This is a genomic window from Rhizobium sp. KNZ2-6A (assembly GCF_056755475.1).
This window is the reverse complement of record NZ_JBNDIC010000028.1, coordinates 12,734-31,780: the sequence shown is the minus strand read 5'-3', so window position 1 is coordinate 31,780 and position 19,047 is coordinate 12,734. Positions and strand designations below refer to the sequence as shown.

Sequence of the window (19,047 nt, the reverse complement as noted above, 5' to 3'; positions counted from 1 at the left end):
GACGATAAAACGATAGGGCATGGTGACCCAAGCACCCTGCTCGGCTTGCTTTGAGAATGGAAACGCATGTTCGAACGCTTTCAGGAATTTCTTCATAACCTGACCCAAGACCATCCCAGATCTGGCTTTGCACCCGACGACCCGCGTGTCGCGGTGGCGGCGCTCTGTATCCAGGTGATGGAGGCGGACGGCAAAATCGAGAACAGCGAGAAAAAGAGGCTGCGCAAGCTCCTAAAGGACCAATATGGTCTCGATGGCCGCCAGCTAGACGCACTGATCGCCGCCGGCGAGGAAGCCGAAAGCGAGGCGGTCGATTACTATCGCTTCACCTCGGATCTGAAGCGCCATCTCGACGGCACCCAGCGGCTGGAATTGCTCGGCATCCTCTGGGATATCGTCTATGCCGATGGCGAGCGCAGCGAGATGGAAGACCATGCGATCTGGCGCATCGCCGACCTCATGGGCATTTCCGACCGCGAGCGCATCATGAAGCGCCAGGAGGCAGCCGCACGCGCACCCGGTTCCAGGGTGGAGACAGGCAATGATGATTGAAGCGCCGAGGAGTGCCGGCCGCCCGATATTGATCGTCCTGCATCAGGAGCGCTCCAGCCCCGGCCGCGTGGGCCAGATGCTCATGCAAAAAGGCTACGATCTCGATATCCGCCGCCCGGTCCTCGGCGATCTGCTGCCTTCCACGCTCGAGGCCCATGCCGGCGCCGTGGTCTTCGGCGGCCCGATGAGCGCCAACGATCCGGACGAGTTCATCAGGGCCGAGACCGACTGGCTGAAGGTGCCGCTGAAGGAAAACCGCCCCTATCTCGGTATCTGCTTGGGGGCACAGCTGCTCGCCCGCCATCTCGGCGCCAAGGTGAAGGCCCGCGACGACGGCAAGACCGAGATCGGCTGGTATGCTCTACAGCCGACGGAAAAGGGACGGCTGCTGATGCGCTGGCCGCAGATGGTCTATCACTTCCATCGCGAAGGCTTCGAACTGCCGCACGGCGCCGACCTGCTGGCAACGGCGGAGACCTATCCCAACCAGGCTTATCGCTACGGCGCCAACGCCTGGGGCCTGCAATTCCATGCGGAACTCACGCGCGCGATGATGCAGCGCTGGGTCGTGCATGGCGAACATCGCTTCTGCATGCCGAACGCCCAGCAGGGCCGCGAGCATCTGGAAGGCCGCATGATCTTCGATGCAGCGCTCAAGGCCTGGCTGTCGGAATTCCTCGATCTCGTCTTCGAGGGCAAGCAGGCAATGGCCGCCTGAGGCGGCGAAAGCTTAAATCGAAACGGTCGTCAGTCAGGTTTCCCGCTCCTCACACCGGCTGCGGCTCGCCCTCGCGGTCGGGCGCGTTGAGACTATCGATCTGGCGAAGCTGCGGGAAGCCCGTAGCCCAGAGGGCGGCAACCGCAAGCGTGCCGATACCACCGATGACGACAGCGGGAATCGCGCCGAAATAATGCGCCATGGTGCCGGCGCGGAATTCGCCGAGCTCGTTCGACGCGCCCACGAAGACCATGTTGACGGCATTGACGCGGCCACGGACATGATCGGGCGTCCAAAGCGTAATCAGCGTTTCGCGCACATAGACGGAGATCAGGTCGGACGCGCCCATGATGGCAAGGGCTGTTATCGACAGCCACGGCGTGTGCGAAATGCCGAAGACCAGCGTTCCCAGGCCGAACATGGCGACCCCGGCAAACATATAAAGGCCGGCGCGGTGCCGGATGGGGTAGGTCGCCAGAAACAGGCCCATGGCGATCGCGCCGAAGCTCGGTGCCGCACGCAGGAGGCCGAGCCCCCAGGGCCCGAGCGTCAGGATGTCGCGCGCATAGATCGGCATCAGCGCCACCGCGCCGCCAAGCAGCACGGCAAAGAGATCGAGCGACACCGCGCCAAGTACCACTTTTTCCGACCAGATGAAGCGGAAGCCGGCAAGGATCTCGTTCATGCTTTTCGATTGATGTGCCGCACGCTGCTGCGGCTTCGGGATGAGATAGGTCAAGATCGAGCCGGCGGCGAGGAAAACGACGGCGACCGTATAGGATGCGCCGGCGCTGAGACCGTAGAGCAGGCCGCCAGCGACGGGACCGAGAATGGCCGCCGCATCCCAGGACATCGAATTCCACGTCACCGCATTCGACAGATCCTGCGGCGGAATGAGATTGGGAGCGAGCGATTGCATTGCCGGCGTCATGAAGGCACGCTCAACGCCGAAGACGGCGAGGATCATGAAGACGAACAGAGGTGCAAAGGTGCCGGTGACGGTCAGGAAGAGCAGCGCGACGGTACAGAGCATGCCGACGAAGATGCAGATCGCGGCAACCCTGCGCCTGTTGTAGCGGTCAGCCACCGTGCCGGTGACAAGGATCAGCAGCAGGGAGGGAAGGAACTGCACAAGGCCGATCAGGCCGAGATAAATCGGGTTGCCGGTATGGTCGTACATCTGCCAGCCGACCGAAACACTGACGATCTGAGTTGCGAAGGCCGTCAGAAACCGCGCGAAGAAGAAATAGGTATAGGCAATGTGCCTGAAGGCGGCAAACCGGTCTCCGCTGGCGGCAAATGACATGGGACGAGACTTTCCGACGCGAAGGCCGGCGTAAACGCCCTCACCGGCCTTTTAAACATGATTCAACATGCTTCGGAGCATGGGACTTGCCCGTTTAGTCGCCAATGTCTACATGTCTGTCAACCGCGAATTTGGAGACGGACATGCTCGCCTTATTTCAAACCATTGATCTGGCTTTGAATCTTTATACCTGGATATTGATCGCCAGCGCCATCTTTTCCTGGCTCCATGCATTCAACGTCATCAATTCAAGCAATCAGTTCGTCAATTCCGTCGGCAATTTCCTCTATGCGGTTACCGAACCGGCCCTCCGCCCGATCCGCCGCATCCTGCCGGATCTCGGCGGCATCGATATCTCGCCGGTCATCCTGCTCTTGATCATCTTCTTCATCCGCTCGCTGATGTGGAATTCGATCGTCCCCATGTTCCTGCGGTGAACAGGCCCTGGCAGGCCTTTCCGGATCACCTCCGGCTTTCCGTGCGGCTTACGCCCAATGGCGGGCGTGATGCGATCGATGGACTGGAAGCCGGTAGCGACGGCGAATGCTATTTGAAGGCGCGCGTCTCTGTCGCGCCGGAAAAGGGCAAGGCCAACAAGGCGCTGATCGTGCTGCTTGCCAAGAGCCTCGGCATCCCCAAATCCTCGCTTACCCTGGTCAGCGGCGACACGGCGCGCAAAAAAATCCTCCGGATCGAGGGCGAACCGGAGGATTTGATAGGGAGGCTTTGCGCCGTAACCGAAGGCCGCTGATCAGGCCTTGGTGTTCTTGGCGCGTTCGATCGCTTCGAGAATGAGCTGGCCGGCTTCCTTCGAGCCCTTCCAACCGAAGATCTTGACCCACTTGCCGGGCTCGAGATCCTTATAGTGCTCGAAGAAATGCTCGATCTGCTTCACCGTGATTTCGGGCAGATCGGTATATTCCTTGACCTTGTCATAGCGCATCGTCAGCTTCGGCGAGGGAACGGCGATGATCTTCTCGTCCTTGCCGGAATTGTCTTCCATCATCAGCACGCCGATCGGGCGGACATTGATGACGCAGCCCGGCACCAGCGGGCGGGTGTTGGCGATCAGAACGTCGATCGGGTCGCCGTCGTCGGAGAGCGTGTGCGGAACGAAGCCGTAATTGCCCGGATAGGTCATCGGCGTATAGAGGAAACGGTCGACGACCAGCGTACCGGCCTCCTTGTCCATTTCATACTTGATCGGATGACCGCCGACCGGCACTTCAACGATGACGTTGACGTCTTCGGGCGGGTTCTTGCCAATGGAAATCGCGTCGATACGCATACTTGTCCCCTAAATAAGGATGGTTGCCGCCAGCCAAATAATAGGTTTCATCCCGCAACGCAACAACGCATCGGGAAAGAGGCGGATTTACTGCATGATTTAAAGCGCTACAGCGGCGCTGTAGATGCCGCTCAGGGCCAGACGAAACCGATCTTTCGAAGCTGCCTGTGATCGAACGTCTCGATGCCCTCACAGAAATCCGCGCCGCCCTGCCCGCGATAGAAGCGGTAGGCATTTTCATTTTCTTCGAGGCACCAGACGACCAGCCCCTTGCAGCCAAGAGACTTCAACAGCCGGCGCGCCTCGCCGAAAAGCATGCGCCCAAGGCCCAGCCCCTGATATTGCGGGCGCAGATAGAGTTCGTAGATTTCGCCTTCCTGCGGCAGCGCGCGGGCACGGTTGAGGCCGAGCGTGGCATAGCCCGCGATCTCGCCGGCGACGTCCAGAACCAAGAGCGTTGCCGGACCGCTGGTCGCCTTGCGCCACCAGTTTTCGCCGCGGCGCTCGATCATTTGCCCAAGGGCGCGATGCGGAATGATGCCGGCATAGGTGTACTGCCACGACTGGCGGTGCACCTCCGAAATGGCCCGGGCATCATGGGGTTCTGCCCGCCGAACATCAATCGACAACGTCTTCATAACGTCTACTCTGGTCTTACCAACGCGAATTAACCATCCTCATTCATAAAGATGGCGAACTTGCCCACAGGCTTTATCCGTGGATCATCAACGAAAATTAACGACTTTTTAACCTTTAGGACAAGGGCTCAAAAATCGAACATGCAAAATAAAACCCCGGCACAATGGCCGGGGTCTGATGATTCAAAGCGGTGCAGGCTTTGCCGTCAGGCGGTACGCGCCTTTTCGAAGCGCTTACGCTCGTTCGGGTCGAGATACATCTTGCGCAGGCGAATCGACTTCGGCGTCACTTCCATCAGCTCGTCGTCCTGGATCCAGGAAAGCGCGCGGTCGAGCGTCATGCGGATCGGCGGCGTCAGCTTCACGGCTTCGTCCTTGCCGGCGGCACGGATGTTGGTCAGCTGCTTGCCCTTGAGCACGTTGACTTCGAGGTCGTTGTCGCGGGAATGAATGCCGATGATCATGCCGGCATAGACCTTTTCACCCGGTTCGATGATCATCGGACCGCGGTCTTCCAGGTTGAACATCGCGTAGGCGACGGCTTCGCCGGAGGCGTTGGAGAGCAGGACGCCATTGGTGCGGCCGCCGATCGCGCCCTTGTAGGGCTGATAATCATGGAACAGACGGTTCATAATGGCGGTGCCGCGCGTGTCGGTCAGCAATTCCGACTGATAGCCGATGAGACCGCGGGTCGGCGCAAAGAATTTCAGGCGCAGGCGATTGCCGCCGGACGGACGAAGCTCGACCATTTCGGCCTTGCGCTCGGACATCTTCTGCACGACGACACCGGAATGTTCTTCATCGACGTCGATGACGACTTCTTCGATCGGCTCCAGCATCTGGCCGGTGGCTTCGTCCTTGTGCATGACGACGCGCGGACGCGATACGGCAAGCTCGAAGCCTTCGCGGCGCATGGTTTCGATCAGAACGGCGAGCTGCAATTCGCCGCGGCCGGAAACGTAGAACGAATCCTTGCCTTCGGCTTCTTCGATCTTCAGCGCGACGTTGCCTTCGGCCTCCTTGAACAGGCGGTCGCGAATGACGCGCGAAGTGACCTTGTCGCCCTCGGTGCCGGCCAGCGGGCTGTCGTTAACGATAAAGGACATGGTGACGGTCGGCGGATCGATCGGCTGGGCGTGCAGCGCCTCGGTAACGGACGGATCGCAGAATGTGTCGGCGACCGTACCCTTGGACAGGCCGGCGATAGCAACGATATCGCCTGCATGGGCTTCCTCGATGGGCGTGCGCTCGATGCCGCGGAAAGCGAGGATCTTGGAAATGCGGCCGGTTTCGATCAGCTTGCCATCCTGGCCCAGAACCTTGACGGCCTGGTTCGGCTTGATCGAGCCTGAATGAATGCGGCCAGTGATGAGGCGGCCGAGGAAGGGATTGGATTCAAGAAGCGTGCCGATCATGCGGAACGCGCCATCTTCTTCGCCGACGCTCGGCTCCGGCACATGCTTCAGCACGAGATCGAGAAGCGGGCCAAGACCATCTTCAACCGGGCCTTCCGGTGAATAGTTCATCCAGCCGGCGCGGCCCGAGCCGTAAAGGATCGGGAAATCGAGCTGCTCGTCGGTTGCGTCGAGCGCCGCGAAAAGATCGAAGACTTCGTTGATGACTTCTTCGTGGCGACCGTCCGGACGGTCGATCTTGTTGATCGCGACGATCGGGCGAAGGCCGACCTTCAGCGCCTTGCCGACGACGAACTTGGTCTGCGGCATCGGGCCTTCCGAGGAATCGACCAGCACGATCGCGCCATCCACCATCGAAAGGATACGCTCGACTTCGCCGCCGAAGTCGGCGTGGCCGGGCGTGTCGACGATGTTGATGCGCGTGCCCTTCCAGACGACCGACGTCGCCTTGGCGAGAATGGTGATGCCGCGCTCTTTTTCCAGATCGTTCGAATCCATCATGCGCTCAACGGTGCGCTGGTTCTCGCGGAAGGAACCGGACTGCTTCAGAAGCTCGTCGACGAGGGTAGTTTTCCCATGGTCAACGTGCGCGATGATCGCGATGTTGCGAAGTGCCATATGTCTTAATCTCTGAGGCTGGGGCGCAGTATCTAGTAAACACGCCAATTGCATTTGGCGCGCTCATAGCCTTTTTTTCGCGATTGCGAAAGGGGGAAGGCGCGAAAGGGGCTGAAAGCTTGCCCTCACGCCCAACGAAGACATCAATCTCGCGCTGACCGATGGCAAAGCCTCCGCTCCGCCATGCCGCCAATATCAGCTGCATGCAGCGCCCCAACCGGGATTTTTGCGGCACCGTCAGGCAGCCCGCTTCAGGAGCCATGCATCATGATTCACCAGGAAGGCCTTGAGGCGATCGGGGTAATCCTGCGTCACCGCATCCCGCACGCTTTGCCGCGAAACCAGCTCCGCGCGCCATGCCATGACACGCGGCAGCGCATCGAACATTCCCGTCGGTGTGATGGCGTCGAATACTTCGAAATAACGAAAGATGGGTGCGAAGACCGCGTCGACCAGGCTGAACGCCTTACCGGCGAAAAACGGCCTATCGTTCAGCTCGGCCTCGACGCGACCGAACTTCTCGATGAGCGTCTTGCGCTTGGCCTCATAGGTCCCCTCGTCTTTCGCCGTCTCGAACCCCCACAAATCCGAAAGGATCGAGGAGCCGAACTCCATCCAGCCACGATGGCGGGCGCGTGCCAGGGGATCGGCCGGATGGAGCCGAGCGCCAGATTGGGTTTCCTCGAGATATTCGCAGATCACCGCGCTTTCGAACAATACCGTTTCTGACCCGTCGCCTTGCCGCACGATCAGGAGGGGCACCTTGCCGAGCGGCGAAATGGCAAGAAACCAGTCGGGCTTTGCCGACAGATCGACATAGCAGATCTCAAATGGCACGGACTTTTCAGCAAGTGTGATGGCCGCCCGCTGGACATAGGGGCACAGGTGGTGGCTGACGAGGATCAACTTTGCATCGGACATGGTCAAATCTCCCAGAGGCTTCGCTTAATGTAGATGTAATTGCATCTATATATAGGCTTGCCACGATCGTCAATATAGATGTAATTGCATCCATGTCCGATTGTTCAGATGCCACCCAAGCAAAGCCCTCCCCTGCCGTCACGCGAGCATGGGTGCATCTCATGCGCGCTCAGCAAATCACCCTGGCTGCGATCGAGAGGGATTTGAAGGCGGCCGATCTGCCACCGCTTGGCTGGTATGACGTGCTGCTGGAGCTGTCGCGGGCTACCGACGGCAGATTGCGGCCCTATGAGATCGAGGAGCGCACGCTGCTCGCCCAGCATAATCTCTCCCGCCTCCTCGACCGGATGGAAAAGGCTGGTTTCGTTCACCGCGAGGTATTTTCCGAGGACGGACGAGGCCGGTGGGTGGTTATCACCGAGGCGGGGAATGCGATGCGGAACCGCATATGGACCATCTATGCCTCAGCGATCCAACGCCACCTGGGCGACAAGATGGACGATGCCCAAGCCGATCAGCTGGCCGAGCTGTTAGCCGTGCTTTCGCGCAAATCCTGATCCCGCAAGGCAAAATCGATCCGAACCAAACACGGTCACACAATCGGTCGCGAAAGTGGACCTTCCGCGACCGGCCTTGCGACACGCCAAAGGTGGGGAATCAAGCCGCCAGCCCCTTCTTCTTCAGCATCGCATCCGCACTGGGCAGCTTGCCGCGGAAGGCCTTGTAGGCATCTTCTGGGTCGATCGAGCCGCCGACGGAATAGATGTTGCCTTTCAGTTTTGCAGCCATGTCGGAATTGAAGGCGTCGCCGGTTTCCTCAAAAGCGGCGAAGGCATCGGCATCAAGCACTTCCGACCACATGTAGGAATAGTAGCCCGCCGAATAGCCATCACCGGAAAACACATGCTGGAAGTGCGGCGTCGCATGGCGCATGACGATCGATTTCGGCATGCCGATCTCGGCAAGCACTTCCCCCTGCACGGCCATCGGATCCTCGACCGCGCCACGGGTATGGAAGGCCATGTCGACCAGAGCCGAGGAGGTAAATTCGACCGTATTGAACCCGGCATTGAAGGTGCGAGCCGCTAGAACCTTGTCGAGCAGCGCCTGCGGGATCGGCGCGCCGGTCTCATAGTGGACGGCATATTCCTTGAGGATGGCCGGCACTGTCAGCCAGTGCTCGTAAAGCTGCGACGGCAACTCGACGAAATCACGGGAAACACCGGTGCCCGATACCGAGGGATAGGTGACATCGGAAAGTATTCCGTGCAGCGCATGCCCGAATTCGTGGAACAATGTGCGCGCGTCGTCGAGCGACAAGAGCGCCGGCTTTCCTTCCGCCGGCTTGGCGAAATTGCAGACATTGTAGATGATCGGCAGCTCACCGACCTCGCCGTTCTTCAGCGGCAGCTTGTGCTGCGACTGGAACGAACTCATCCACGCGCCGGAGCGCTTCGAGCCGCGGGCGAAATAATCGCCGAGGAACAGGGCGACGAGCTTGTCGGAGCGGTCGCGGATTTCGAAAACGCGCACGTCGGGATGATAGGCGGGAACGCCCTTCTGCTCGACGGCCTTGATGCCGAAGAGGCGGCCGGCGACATCGAAGCAGGCGGCAATGATCTTTTCGAGCTGCAGATATGGCTTCAGTTCCGTTTCGGAGAAATTGAACTTCCGCGTCCGGATCTTCTCGGCATAATGACGCCAATCCCAGGGCATGACCTCGTGATTGCGGCCTTCCTCGGCGATCAACCCGGCGATGTCCTTTTCTTCCTCTGCGGCGCGCGCGGCTGCTTTCGCCCACACGGTCATCAAGAGGTCGTTTACCGCATCAGGCGTCTTCGCCATGGTATTGTCGAGCTTGAGTTCGGCGAAATTGGCATAGCCGAGCAGCTTGGCCTTCTCTGCCCGGAGCGCCAGCGTCTGGCGGATAATCTCGCGGTTGTCGGTCTTGCCGTCATTGGCGCCGCGTGCCACCCAGGCATTAAAAGCCTGCTCGCGCAGGTCGCGGCGCTCGGACGAGGCGAGGAACGGTTCGATGATCGAGCGCGACAGCGTGACGGCATATTTGCCTTCGTCGCCGCGTTCGCGGGCCGCCGCCGCCATCGCATCACGCAGATAGTCCGGAAGACCCGCAAGATCAGCCTCCTCCGACAGTAGCAGCGCCCAGTCCTTCTCATCCGCCAGCACGTTCTGGCCGAACTGCGCGCCAAGGCCTGCAAGCGTCTCGTTGATCGAAGACAGGCGCTCCTGTTCGGCCTTCGGCAGCTTGGCGCCCGATTTGACGAAGCCCTTCCAATGCCGCTCCAGCACGCGAGTCTCCTCGAGCGTCAGCCCAAGCGCTTCACGGCCGTCCCAGAGAGCATCGAGGCGGGCAAAGAGCGCGGGATTCGTGCCGATCTTCGAATAGTGCCGCGCCATCTTCGGCGCGATCTCGCGCTCCAGCGCCTGGATCGTCTCGTTCGTATGGGCGCCGGCCTTGTTCCAGAAAAGCGCCGAGATGCGCGACAGCGCGTCGCCGGCAATTTCGAGCGCCGTTACGGTGTTGGCGAAGGTTGGCGCCTCGCTGTTGCCGGCGATCGCGTCGATCTCCGCTTCATGCGAAGCAAGTGCCGCGTCGAAGGCAGCGGCAAAATCCGTATCCTTCACCGCATCGAAACGCGGCAGCCCCAGATGTCCGGTCCAATCGGTGAGTGCGGGATTGACGGCGGCAAGAGAAGACATGCAAGGCATCCTTTCGACAGACATCTGATCGAAGCACGATATAAGGCTAGCCCCGCCGAATTGGTATGGCGGGGATCGAACAAATTGATCCGATGAGGGTCAGGCCTTGCGCCAGCCGAGAAGACCCGGCGTCGCGTGCAGAAGCGCCTGGGCGGCAAATCCCATGAAGAGCACGCCGGAGCAACGCACGATCAGCCGCTCGTGCGCCCGATAGAAACGCCGCACCGCGCCGGCGCCGATGATGCTGATCAGGATGAGATCGGCGGTGATGAAACCGGCAAGGGAAACGGCGAGCAACAGCGGCAGCGCACTGAATGTCAGCGCGCCGGCGGAGCCTGCGACAAGAGCCGTGAAGGTCGCCAGAGCCACGGGATATCCCTTCGGATTGGTGACACCGAAGATCAGCCCACGGCGGAAGGGCCGCTCGACATTGACGAGCGATTTGCCTTCGCCCTTCGGCTTGGCGGTCACGGCGCTCCAGCCGATCCAGGCGAGGTAGAAGCCGCATAGCAATCCGAGCAGATCAAACACGAAGGTGCCGATGGTCTTTGCGCCGACGATGGCGACCAATGCGAGCGTGGACCAGACGAGATCACCCAGCAGATGGCCGCTGACGAAGAACGCGCCGGCCTTGCGCCCCTGCCCGGCGCCGATACCGAGCAACGCCAGGAAAGCAGGGCCGGGAATAAGGACATAGAAGAGTGCGGCCAGAAAGGCGCCGACAACAAGCGATTGTGTCATGATGAATGTTCCCCGCAGGCAATCGCGCGAGAGTAGCAATCTGCGGAACCCGGTCAAGCAGCAGCGCGTTTCGGAGAGAAGAAGTCGTTGTGTTCATGGGACGAAATCAATAAGAACGTAGTGGGGCCTAAAAATTAAAGAGCGTAGGTAGGGAAGCGCTTATGAACAGCAGGATTAATACGGATTCGCTCGCCTTTCTTGTGAGCGACTGCGCCCGACTGATCAGGACGGCCTTCGAGCGACGCATTCTTGTCGCTGGGCTTGGACTGACGGCGGGCGAAGCGCGGACGCTGATGCAGGTCGCCGCCATCAATGGCAGCCGCCAGCTCGACATCGCCTCCCGCATGGGGCTGGAGCCGATGACGGTCAGCGCCTTTCTGGACAAGCTGCAGGCACGCGGCTTGATCGAACGCCAACCCGATCCGCTCGATCGCCGCGCCAAGCGGATCGTGCTTTCGGAATCGGCCGACGCCAAGCTGAAGCAGATCGATAGGGAAGTCTGCGAAGTCGAACGCAATGCGACGCAAGGCTTCGACAAAGACCTTCAACTTAAGCTGCATGACGCACTCTGCGCCTTCCGCAGCAATCTGCAGAAGGCCGAAGCGCCGGTCGAAGTCGAGCGCGAATTACGGCCGGTCGATTAATTCCGGCCATCCATTCCATATAGGAAAGCCCGCTTCCGGTCACCGGAAGCGGGCCTTTCAGCATTTGAAGCTATCGATTACTTCGACAGATTACGCTTGGCGAGCGTGCGCAGGCGCAGCGCGTTCAGCTTGATGAAGCCTGCCGCATCCTTCTGGTCGTAAGCGCCCTGGTCGTCCTCGAAAGTGACGAGCTTGTCGGAATAGAGCGACTTCGGGCTTTCGCGGCCGATGACCATGACATTGCCCTTGTAGAGCTTCAGCGTCACTTCGCCTTCGACATGCTCCTGGCTCTTGTCGATCAGCGCCTGCAGCATCTCGCGCTCCGGCGAGAACCAGAAGCCGTAATAGATGAGCTCTGCATAACGCGGCATCAGCTCGTCCTTGAGGTGTGCCGCACCGCGATCGAGCGTAATGGATTCGATGGCGCGGTGGGCTGCAAGCAGGATCGTGCCGCCAGGGGTCTCATAGACGCCGCGCGATTTCATACCGACGAAGCGGTTCTCGACGAGGTCGAGGCGACCGATACCGTTATCGCGTCCGTACTCGTTCAGTTTCGCAAGCAGGGTTGCCGGGCTCAGGCGCTTCCCGTCGATCGAGACGGCATCACCCTTTTCGAAGCCGACCTTGATGATCGTGGCCTTATCGGGAGCAGCCTCCGGAGAGATCGTGCGCATATGCACGTATTCGGGCGCTTCCTGGGCCGGGTCTTCCAGAACCTTGCCCTCGGAAGAAGAGTGCAGAAGGTTGGCATCGACGGAGAAAGGCGCTTCGCCCTTCTTGTCCTTGGCGACCGGGATCTGGTGCTTCTCGGCGAATTCGAGCAGGTCGGTACGGCTCTTGAACGACCAGTCGCGCCAGGGGGCGATGATCTTGATGTCCGGGTTCAGCGCATAGGCCGAAAGCTCGAAGCGAACCTGGTCGTTGCCCTTGCCGGTCGCGCCGTGGGCGATGGCGTCGGCGCCGGTCTTCTTGGCGATCTCGATCAGATGCTTGGAGATCAGCGGACGTGCGATCGACGTGCCGAGCAGGTAGACACCTTCATAGACGGCATTGGCGCGGAACATCGGGAAGACGAAATCGCGCACGAATTCCTCGCGCACGTCCTCGATATAGATTTCCTTGATGCCGAGCAGTTCGGCCTTCTTGCGCGCCGGCTCCAGCTCTTCGCCCTGGCCGAGATCGGCGGTGAAGGTGACGACTTCGGCGCCCAGCTCCGTCTGCAGCCACTTCAGGATAATCGAGGTGTCGAGACCGCCGGAATAGGCGAGAACGACTTTCTTCACGTCTTTATGTGATGCCATGATAAGTTCCGTTTCGAGGCGGACCAGGAGAAAGGCCCGCAAACCTGTATCGCGGAACTTTTAGCGAGATTATCGTGAGGTGCAAGGGGAAGCGCGTTGGAGGGCGCTGCCAAGGCTTAAGCCAGGATGACGGTTTCAGAAAGCGTGCTCTATTTCGTCCGGCATCGGTGTGAGCCCTGTTCTGATCGTCTCAGCCTGCCACCACATCGCGTCCTTCGGCATTCTCGCTCGGCGAAGAGGCTCCATTTCCGTAAAAATAAATCTTCTCCGATAAGCACTGGGACTTTCCACCAGATAGACCGGCTTCATTCTTTCCGACCCGAGAAACCATGGGCGCTTGAGAAAACGTGCTGGATTTTCCGTCCATTCCGGAGCTCGACCCAATTGCCATCTCCGGCAGAGATGCTCGGCGATGGCACCCATGAGGGCATCGAACCTTTCGTCACCCGTCAGCGGGGCTTCATCCTCAATACGCGCACGACGGTCGGTAGCAGTACGGTCGTTATAGAAATCATCGAGAAAGCTTGCGAGATGAAAGCGAAACGCACTGCCCGTCTCAAGGTGCGAGCGGACCGCCTCTGCCAGCGTTCCATGTCGGCCGTTCTCGGCTTGTGGCATTGTAGTCATCCACCAGGCCCTGGATCTTGAGTTTCATCCGTGTCGAAACCACCGGCGTGACGATACCGGGAATATTAGGATAACACTGCCTCATGAGGTCGACAATCTTATCGAACGTGTCGATACCGGTGATGGCCATCAGCGACAGCGCATCGGAACTGTCGGTCAGATTTTTCACATCGTCGTCGGCTCGATTGGCAAGAATCTTCATTGCGAGCACATATTCCGGCGTCGGAGTAAAAATGCGCAGGCCGATAGCTGAGCTGTCTCGTGGATAATCTCTGAACTGCAACAGGTTTGGCGCGGGATTGCCACGCGGCGGCGCGAATTGCTTTGCAGCCTGATTCAGCCAGTCTGACGGAAGTTGCCTGCGCCGCGTGACTGCTTCGACGACGTCTCGCGCTTTATCCTGGTGATTGAGATAGACGGCATCGACGTCCTCAGACGATTGCCGGATATCAGAGGCTAGCACCAGGCAGGAGCCGCCATAGACAGCCATATCGAGAATGATTCCCCGCTCTGCTGCCAGATTGCCGATGGCATCGAACGCATCCTCTATCGTCGCTCTATCGAGCTGTTTATCACCGGCCATGCCTGTCTCCATATCGACATCAGTATAGATGCCGGCAATAGGCAATGAAAGCGTCGGTGCACATGTCATTGGCGCTGCAGGCAGCGGCCATGTGATGGATTGGCGATTTCGATTTGACACATCAAATCGGGGGATCATATCTGCCGGTATCCAAAGGATGCTCAGGGAGGGCGCCGCTCGTGACCGATATTCAAGCTATTTTCAAAAAATCCAATGTTGCCGTCATCACCGGAGGCGCATCCGGCATCGGCTTTGCGGCGGCAAAATATTTCGCCTCGCTCGGCATGAGCGTCGTCATCGCCGATCTCGGCGGCGACCGGCTGGCGCAAGCGGCCTCAGAGCTCAAGGCGATGGCAGGCGAAGAGCATGTCATGGCCGTGGAGACCGATGTCGCCAGCAAGGAGGCGTTGGAAGCGTTGCAGCGCGCCGTCCTGCAGCGCTTCGGCCGCGTCCACGTGCTGATGAACAATGCCGGCATCGGCCCGGAAACCTCGATCTTCAGCGCGCAGGCCGGCTGGGATGCCATCCTCGGCGTCAATCTGCTGGGAGTCATCAACGGCACGCGCACTTTCGGACCTGGCATGCTGACGCATGGCGAACCGGGTATCATCATCAATACCGGCTCGAAGCAGGGCATCACCACGCCTCCCGGCAATCCCGCCTACAATGTGTCGAAGGCCGGTGTGAAGGTCTTTACCGAAGCGCTGCAGCACGAACTGCGCAATACGCAAGGCGCGAAGATATCGGCCCACCTCCTCATTCCAGGCTTCGTCTTCACCGGCCTTACCAAGGGCGACCGCCGAGAAAAACCCGCCGGCGCCTGGACGCCGGAACAGACGGTCGAGTTCATGGTCGAAAGCCTTGAGCGCGGCGATTTCTATATCCTTTGCCCCGACAACGACGTGGCCCGGCCTGTCGACGAACGCCGCATGCTCTGGGCCGCCGGCGATATCGTCGAGAACCGCCCGCCGCTGTCGCGCTGGCACCCCGACTATGCCGATCAATTCAAGGCCTTCCTCGAAAAGAAGGATTGATTTGCAATCCTTCGAAAGCCGGATAAGAAAACGCTGAGCACCATTATCCGGCTTTCGGAGCGACTTTCATGGATTTCATACCAAGCCTGCCGACCCTCCTCGCCTTTGCGGCAGCGAGCCTGTTGCTGGCCATGACACCCGGCCCCGACATGACGTTGTCGATCAGCCGCGCGCTCGCGCAGGGCAAGAAGCCGGCGCTCTTCGTCGTGCTCGGCACCAGCCTCGGCGTCATCGTCCACACCTGCCTGGTGGCCTTCGGTATTTCGGCGCTGATAACGGCCTCTCCGCTTGCCTTCACCATGCTGAAGACCGGAGGCGCCGCCTATCTGCTCTGGCTGGCGATCCAGGCAATCCGCTTCGGCTCCAGCCTGTCGGTCAAAAAGGTCGATGCCATCAAGGGCACGCCGCTTGCCAATATTTCCACCGGCTTCTGGGTCAATCTGCTGAACCCGAAGGTTATCATCTTCTTCATGACCTTCCTGCCGCAGTTCGTCACGGCGGGCGATCCGGCCGTCACGCACAAGCTGCTGTTTCTCGGCTTCTTCTTCATCGTCATCGGCATGCCGGTGAACATGCTCGTCGTTCTTGCCGCCGACGGCCTGTCGTCGTGGCTGCAGAGGAACCGCGGCGTGATGCGCGGCCTCGACTATACCTTTGCCGGCGTCTTCTCGGTTTTCGCGATGAAGATCTTCTTCACTCAGGCTCGTTGAGCATGGAACAGCGGCCGGCAAACCGGCCGGCAATCCACCAATAGACGGTGGCGCTGGCCATGCCCAGGAAGGCGAAGCAGACCGCAATGGTGATCAGATTGAGGGTCTGCGGCCCTTCCACGCCGCCGGAAATCAGGATGGACGCCACGGCCGACAGAATGGCCCCATAGGTCGCATAGCCGTACCAGCGGCGAACCCGCCGCCATTCGAGAATGGGGATGACGACCAAGGACGGCAGGATGCTGACGATCAGCGCGACCTTCGTCAGCACGACGGTCAGAACGAAAAGCTCAGGCGCCGCGGTCTCCGGCACTGTCCATGCAGCGGCACAGGCCAGCACGAAGCCCATCAGAACGCAAGCGGCGAGATAGCCCCATAGGAGCCGTATCGGCCTGCGCAGTCCGAGAAGCATCGATCTCAATCCTCGCCGTGATTGGCGATCATCATGGCTTCGAAAGCCAATCGCTCCGTCTTGCGCATGCGCTCCGACTCCGACTTCAGCTGACCGCAGGCGGCGAGGATGTCGCGCCCGCGCGGTGTGCGGATCGGTGAGGCATAGCCGGCCGAATTGATGAAATCGGCAAACTTCTCGATCTGCTCCCAATCGGAACACTGATAGTTCGTGCCCGGCCAGGGGTTGAAGGGGATCAGATTGATCTTGGCCGGAATGCCCTTCAGAAGCTGGATCAGCCCCTTTGCGTCCTCGAGGCTGTCGTTGACACCCTTCAGCATCACATATTCGAAAGTGATGCGCCGGGCATTCGAGAGGCCGGGATAGGCGCGGCAGGCATCCATCAATTCCTTCAGCGGATACTTCTTGTTGATCGGCACCAGCATATCGCGCAGGTCGTCGCGCACCGCATGCAGCGAGATTGCCAGCATGACGCCGATCTCGTCACCGGTGCGATAGATTTCCGGAACGACGCCCGAGGTCGAAAGCGTGATGCGCCGCTTGGAAAGAGAAAGGCCGTCGCCGTCGGAGGCGATCAGCAAGGCCGTCTTGACGCTGTCGAAATTATAGAGCGGCTCGCCCATGCCCATCATGACGATGTTGCTGACCTTGCGGCCCTCGGCCGGCATGATCGTGCCTTGCGGCGCTTCACGGTCCGGAAAATCGCCGAGCCGGTCGCGCGCTAGAAGCAGCTGCGACAGGATTTCCTCCGCCGTCAGGTTGCGCACCAGGCGCTGCGTGCCGGTATGACAGAAGGAACAGGTGAGCGAACAGCCGACCTGGCTGGAAATGCAGAGCGTGCCGCGACCTTCTTCCGGGATGTAGACGGCCTCGATCTCGACGGGCCGGCCGGCGCCGCGCGGCGGAAAGCGCAGCAGCCATTTGCGGGTGCCGTCATTGGAAACCTGCTCCTCGACGATCTCGGGGCGGGCGATGGTGAAATGCGCCTTCAGCATTTCGCGCATGTCCTTGGAGACATTCGCCATGGCATCGAAATCGGAGACGCCGCGCACATAGATCCAGTTCCAGAGCTGGCTGACGCGCATCTTGATCTGCTTGTCGGCGACACCCTTTTCCTTGAGGGCGGCGCCCATTTCTTCGCGCGTCAGGCCAATCAGCGACGGCTTCGGCGAGAGCTCGATCGGCTGCGATACGGGCATCGGCTTGAGCCGGGAGGGGGTTATGACATCGGTGGCGGACATAGGATCGTTCCAACGGTTCACATCGGCGATGCCGCAAAAGCTGACGATAGCTGCGGATGCAGGCAAGGCACGGAAATCTGAAGATTCATGCGGTGGCGGGACGAGCTGTCTGCCGCACACCTGCTGTTGGCGCGGCCTTTAGCATTAATTTCCGCTCGCGTCATCCCTTTCCCTAAAAAGCGAAGTTTGGCCCTAAAAAGCAAAAGGCCGGTCGATATGGCCGGCCTTGTCATTGCGGTCGCGGCGTTAGAGCAATCACGTTTCCGTGATCCATCGGCCTTCGATCTTACTTGCAGTTTTCGACCTGCTTGAGAGCAGCGCTGACGCCCTTCAGCGAATAGGTGTAGGAGGTTGCCGTGCCCTTCTTCGAGGTCGCCGAAACCTTCAGCGAATGGCCCGATTTCAGGGCGGCTACCAGAGCCGGCTCCTGCGCGGCATTTTCGACCCAGGCGGCCTTGTCCTTGGTGAACATCACGAAGGTCTTGTTGTCGATGATGACGTTGACCTTGGAATTCTCCTTGAGAGGATAGCCCATCATCGCCTGCGGCTCATAGGAAATATTCTGGCCCGGGCGCTGCGACACGATGAAGAAATTGTCGCCATGGTCGATGCCCGTCGTCGGCGCCTTCGCTGTGGGCACCGAGAGAACGTAGCACACCTTGCCGCCGGCGGACTGGTAGGAATAAGCGCCCCAGGCGTCGAATTGCTGAATGCGCGTGGGAGCTGCCGGCGCGGCCGCTGTCGCCGCTGGTGCCGGCTGCGTCTGCTTCTGCTTCTTGGTCTGCGCGGACGCGATGCCGGTTCCGGCCAGAACGAGCGAGAGGGCGATTGCGAAGCTTTTTACAAACATGGTTTCCTGCCGATTTCTTGCGATCCAGAGCTCATGGCGATTCGATTGACGCACGCCTGTGCTCGTGAGCTGCCTTATTTTGACTTTATTCAGGTTACCAAACCGTCAACGGAGCGCTGCCGCCACCGGCTCCGTGCCATTTCAATCCAGTTATCGCGCAAAGCTTGAAACGCATCAGAAGGAATTGGAAAACCCGGATGGTGAAGTACCACCCTGCAGGTTCGATTTAAGACAGAAAGATTCGGGCAAGAATTTGACCTCGCTAAAATCAGGCAGCTCTCATAAATCTCTGGAAACCCGAAAGAATTCAGATCGGCTCCGCAAAACGAGCGTCAGGCCGTCTTGACAGCTTCTGGCTCGTTCTCCAGCGCGCGGTCGGCGGCGTCGTAATGTTCCTGGCGGATATGGCCCCTGATCATGCTGAAAGCGAGCGTCAGCACCGCGACATCATCGGAAAAGCCGATGACGGCAAAGAAATCGGGGATAATATCGACGGGCATGACAAAATAGCCGAGCGCCGCCAGCAGGATGCCGCGAACACGCGTCGGCGTCTGCGGGTCGAAGGCACAATAGAAGGCGGCCACGACGTCGCGGGAAAAGGGAATATGGCGAGCTGCCTTCCGCAAGGTCGGCCAGAATTTGCCGCGCACCGATTTCTCCTGCTCTTTTTGGGTCTCTTCGTCACCAGGCATCAGGATTTCCCCATACTTGATGTCATCCATTCCAT

General features: G+C 59.8%; 22 protein-coding genes. 8 read left to right on the top strand and 14 right to left on the bottom strand.

The window, feature by feature from the left end:
• The first annotated feature begins 66 nt into the window (after nucleotides 1-66).
• Both ACPYOP_RS19385 and ACPYOP_RS19380 read left to right on the top strand, forming a co-directional pair.
• Entirely contained in the window at nucleotides 67-552 is a 486-nt protein-coding gene (locus ACPYOP_RS19385; protein ID WP_112341381.1) for a tellurite resistance TerB family protein, read from the top strand.
• The gene (locus ACPYOP_RS19380; protein WP_481412011.1) at nucleotides 545-1,270 is read left to right on the top strand and encodes a glutamine amidotransferase; all 726 of its coding nucleotides are present in this window, start codon (nucleotides 545-547) and stop codon (nucleotides 1,268-1,270) included. The genes ACPYOP_RS19385 and ACPYOP_RS19380 overlap by 8 nt, the downstream gene beginning before the upstream one ends.
• A gap of 49 nt (nucleotides 1,271-1,319) precedes the next feature.
• Here ACPYOP_RS19380 and ACPYOP_RS19375 read toward each other — a convergent pair whose 3' ends face one another.
• Nucleotides 1,320-2,576 (bottom strand): MFS transporter, encoded by a 1,257-nt coding sequence (locus ACPYOP_RS19375; RefSeq protein ID WP_481411965.1) that lies wholly within the window; start codon nucleotides 2,574-2,576, stop codon nucleotides 1,320-1,322.
• A 143-nt stretch (nucleotides 2,577-2,719) separates the two neighbouring features.
• On the opposite strand from ACPYOP_RS19375, the gene ACPYOP_RS19370 reads away from it, so the two are divergent.
• Both ACPYOP_RS19370 and ACPYOP_RS19365 read left to right on the top strand, forming a co-directional pair.
• On the top strand, nucleotides 2,720-3,013 hold the full coding sequence (locus tag ACPYOP_RS19370; protein ID WP_481411964.1) for a YggT family protein: 294 nt from the start codon (nucleotides 2,720-2,722) through the stop codon (nucleotides 3,011-3,013).
• Nucleotides 3,010-3,327, top strand: coding sequence for a DUF167 domain-containing protein (locus ACPYOP_RS19365; protein WP_481411963.1), 318 nt, complete (start codon nucleotides 3,010-3,012; stop codon nucleotides 3,325-3,327). The genes ACPYOP_RS19370 and ACPYOP_RS19365 overlap by 4 nt, the downstream gene beginning before the upstream one ends.
• Here the strand turns inward: ACPYOP_RS19365 and ppa are convergent, their stop codons facing one another.
• The 4 genes from ppa to ACPYOP_RS19345 all read right to left on the bottom strand — a co-directional run bounded on the left by ppa (nucleotide 3,328) and on the right by ACPYOP_RS19345 (nucleotide 7,456).
• Nucleotides 3,328-3,864: an inorganic diphosphatase gene (gene ppa, locus ACPYOP_RS19360; RefSeq protein WP_481411962.1), complete on the bottom strand. Its 537-nt coding sequence runs from the start codon at nucleotides 3,862-3,864 to the stop codon at nucleotides 3,328-3,330.
• A 131-nt stretch (nucleotides 3,865-3,995) separates the two neighbouring features.
• Nucleotides 3,996-4,502, bottom strand: coding sequence for a GNAT family N-acetyltransferase (locus ACPYOP_RS19355; protein WP_112341386.1), 507 nt, complete (start codon nucleotides 4,500-4,502; stop codon nucleotides 3,996-3,998).
• Between the two features lie 206 nt (nucleotides 4,503-4,708).
• Complete coding sequence (typA, locus tag ACPYOP_RS19350) at nucleotides 4,709-6,535, bottom strand: translational GTPase TypA (RefSeq protein WP_481411961.1); 1,827 nt, start codon at nucleotides 6,533-6,535, stop codon at nucleotides 4,709-4,711.
• 237 nt (nucleotides 6,536-6,772) lie between these two features.
• Nucleotides 6,773-7,456 (bottom strand): glutathione S-transferase family protein, encoded by a 684-nt coding sequence (locus ACPYOP_RS19345; protein WP_481411960.1) that lies wholly within the window; start codon nucleotides 7,454-7,456, stop codon nucleotides 6,773-6,775.
• Between the two features lie 92 nt (nucleotides 7,457-7,548).
• Between ACPYOP_RS19345 and ACPYOP_RS19340 the strand changes: the two genes are divergently transcribed.
• Nucleotides 7,549-8,013 (top strand): MarR family winged helix-turn-helix transcriptional regulator, encoded by a 465-nt coding sequence (locus ACPYOP_RS19340; protein WP_481411959.1) that lies wholly within the window; start codon nucleotides 7,549-7,551, stop codon nucleotides 8,011-8,013.
• A gap of 100 nt (nucleotides 8,014-8,113) precedes the next feature.
• On the opposite strand, the gene ACPYOP_RS19335 is transcribed toward ACPYOP_RS19340, so the two are convergent.
• Entirely contained in the window at nucleotides 8,114-10,177 is a 2,064-nt protein-coding gene (locus ACPYOP_RS19335; RefSeq protein ID WP_481411958.1) for a M3 family metallopeptidase, read from the bottom strand.
• 99 nt (nucleotides 10,178-10,276) lie between these two features.
• The gene (locus tag ACPYOP_RS19330; protein WP_481411957.1) at nucleotides 10,277-10,918 is read right to left on the bottom strand and encodes a LysE family translocator; all 642 of its coding nucleotides are present in this window, start codon (nucleotides 10,916-10,918) and stop codon (nucleotides 10,277-10,279) included.
• Between the two features lie 161 nt (nucleotides 10,919-11,079).
• Here ACPYOP_RS19330 and ACPYOP_RS19325 point away from each other — a divergent pair, with 161 nt between their 5' ends.
• The gene (locus ACPYOP_RS19325; protein WP_481411956.1) at nucleotides 11,080-11,562 is read left to right on the top strand and encodes a MarR family winged helix-turn-helix transcriptional regulator; all 483 of its coding nucleotides are present in this window, start codon (nucleotides 11,080-11,082) and stop codon (nucleotides 11,560-11,562) included.
• A gap of 77 nt (nucleotides 11,563-11,639) precedes the next feature.
• On the opposite strand, the gene ACPYOP_RS19320 is transcribed toward ACPYOP_RS19325, so the two are convergent.
• The 3 genes from ACPYOP_RS19320 to ACPYOP_RS19310 all read right to left on the bottom strand — a co-directional run bounded on the left by ACPYOP_RS19320 (nucleotide 11,640) and on the right by ACPYOP_RS19310 (nucleotide 14,211).
• A complete protein-coding gene (locus ACPYOP_RS19320) occupies nucleotides 11,640-12,863 on the bottom strand; it encodes an argininosuccinate synthase (RefSeq protein ID WP_481411955.1) in 1,224 nt (407 codons plus the stop codon).
• A gap of 135 nt (nucleotides 12,864-12,998) precedes the next feature.
• A complete protein-coding gene (locus ACPYOP_RS19315) occupies nucleotides 12,999-13,481 on the bottom strand; it encodes a hypothetical protein (protein WP_481411954.1) in 483 nt (160 codons plus the stop codon).
• On the bottom strand, nucleotides 13,420-14,211 hold the full coding sequence (locus tag ACPYOP_RS19310) for a hypothetical protein (RefSeq protein WP_481411953.1): 792 nt from the start codon (nucleotides 14,209-14,211) through the stop codon (nucleotides 13,420-13,422). Before ACPYOP_RS19310 ends, ACPYOP_RS19315 begins: the two co-directional genes overlap by 62 nt.
• Before the next feature lie 41 nt (nucleotides 14,212-14,252).
• Between ACPYOP_RS19310 and ACPYOP_RS19305 the strand changes: the two genes are divergently transcribed.
• Together ACPYOP_RS19305 and ACPYOP_RS19300 are read left to right on the top strand one after the other, a co-directional pair.
• Entirely contained in the window at nucleotides 14,253-15,107 is an 855-nt protein-coding gene (locus ACPYOP_RS19305) for an SDR family NAD(P)-dependent oxidoreductase (RefSeq protein ID WP_481411952.1), read from the top strand.
• 68 nt (nucleotides 15,108-15,175) lie between these two features.
• Nucleotides 15,176-15,817 carry a LysE family translocator gene (locus ACPYOP_RS19300; protein WP_481411951.1) on the top strand — a complete coding sequence of 214 codons (642 nt, stop codon included), beginning with the start codon at nucleotides 15,176-15,178 and terminating at the stop codon, nucleotides 15,815-15,817.
• On the opposite strand, the gene ACPYOP_RS19295 is transcribed toward ACPYOP_RS19300, so the two are convergent.
• The 4 genes from ACPYOP_RS19295 to ACPYOP_RS19280 form a co-directional block, all read right to left on the bottom strand.
• A complete protein-coding gene (locus ACPYOP_RS19295; RefSeq protein ID WP_481411950.1) occupies nucleotides 15,801-16,229 on the bottom strand; it encodes a hypothetical protein in 429 nt (142 codons plus the stop codon). The genes ACPYOP_RS19300 and ACPYOP_RS19295 overlap by 17 nt on opposite strands.
• Before the next feature lie 5 nt (nucleotides 16,230-16,234).
• A complete protein-coding gene (gene rlmN / locus ACPYOP_RS19290; protein ID WP_481411949.1) occupies nucleotides 16,235-17,470 on the bottom strand; it encodes a dual-specificity RNA methyltransferase RlmN in 1,236 nt (411 codons plus the stop codon).
• Between the two features lie 286 nt (nucleotides 17,471-17,756).
• Nucleotides 17,757-18,320, bottom strand: a complete 564-nt coding sequence (locus ACPYOP_RS19285; protein WP_481411948.1) for an invasion associated locus B family protein — start codon at nucleotides 18,318-18,320, stop codon at nucleotides 17,757-17,759.
• 332 nt (nucleotides 18,321-18,652) lie between these two features.
• The gene (locus ACPYOP_RS19280) at nucleotides 18,653-19,042 is read right to left on the bottom strand and encodes a YkvA family protein (protein WP_481411947.1); all 390 of its coding nucleotides are present in this window, start codon (nucleotides 19,040-19,042) and stop codon (nucleotides 18,653-18,655) included.
• Nucleotides 19,043-19,047 lie beyond the last annotated feature (5 nt).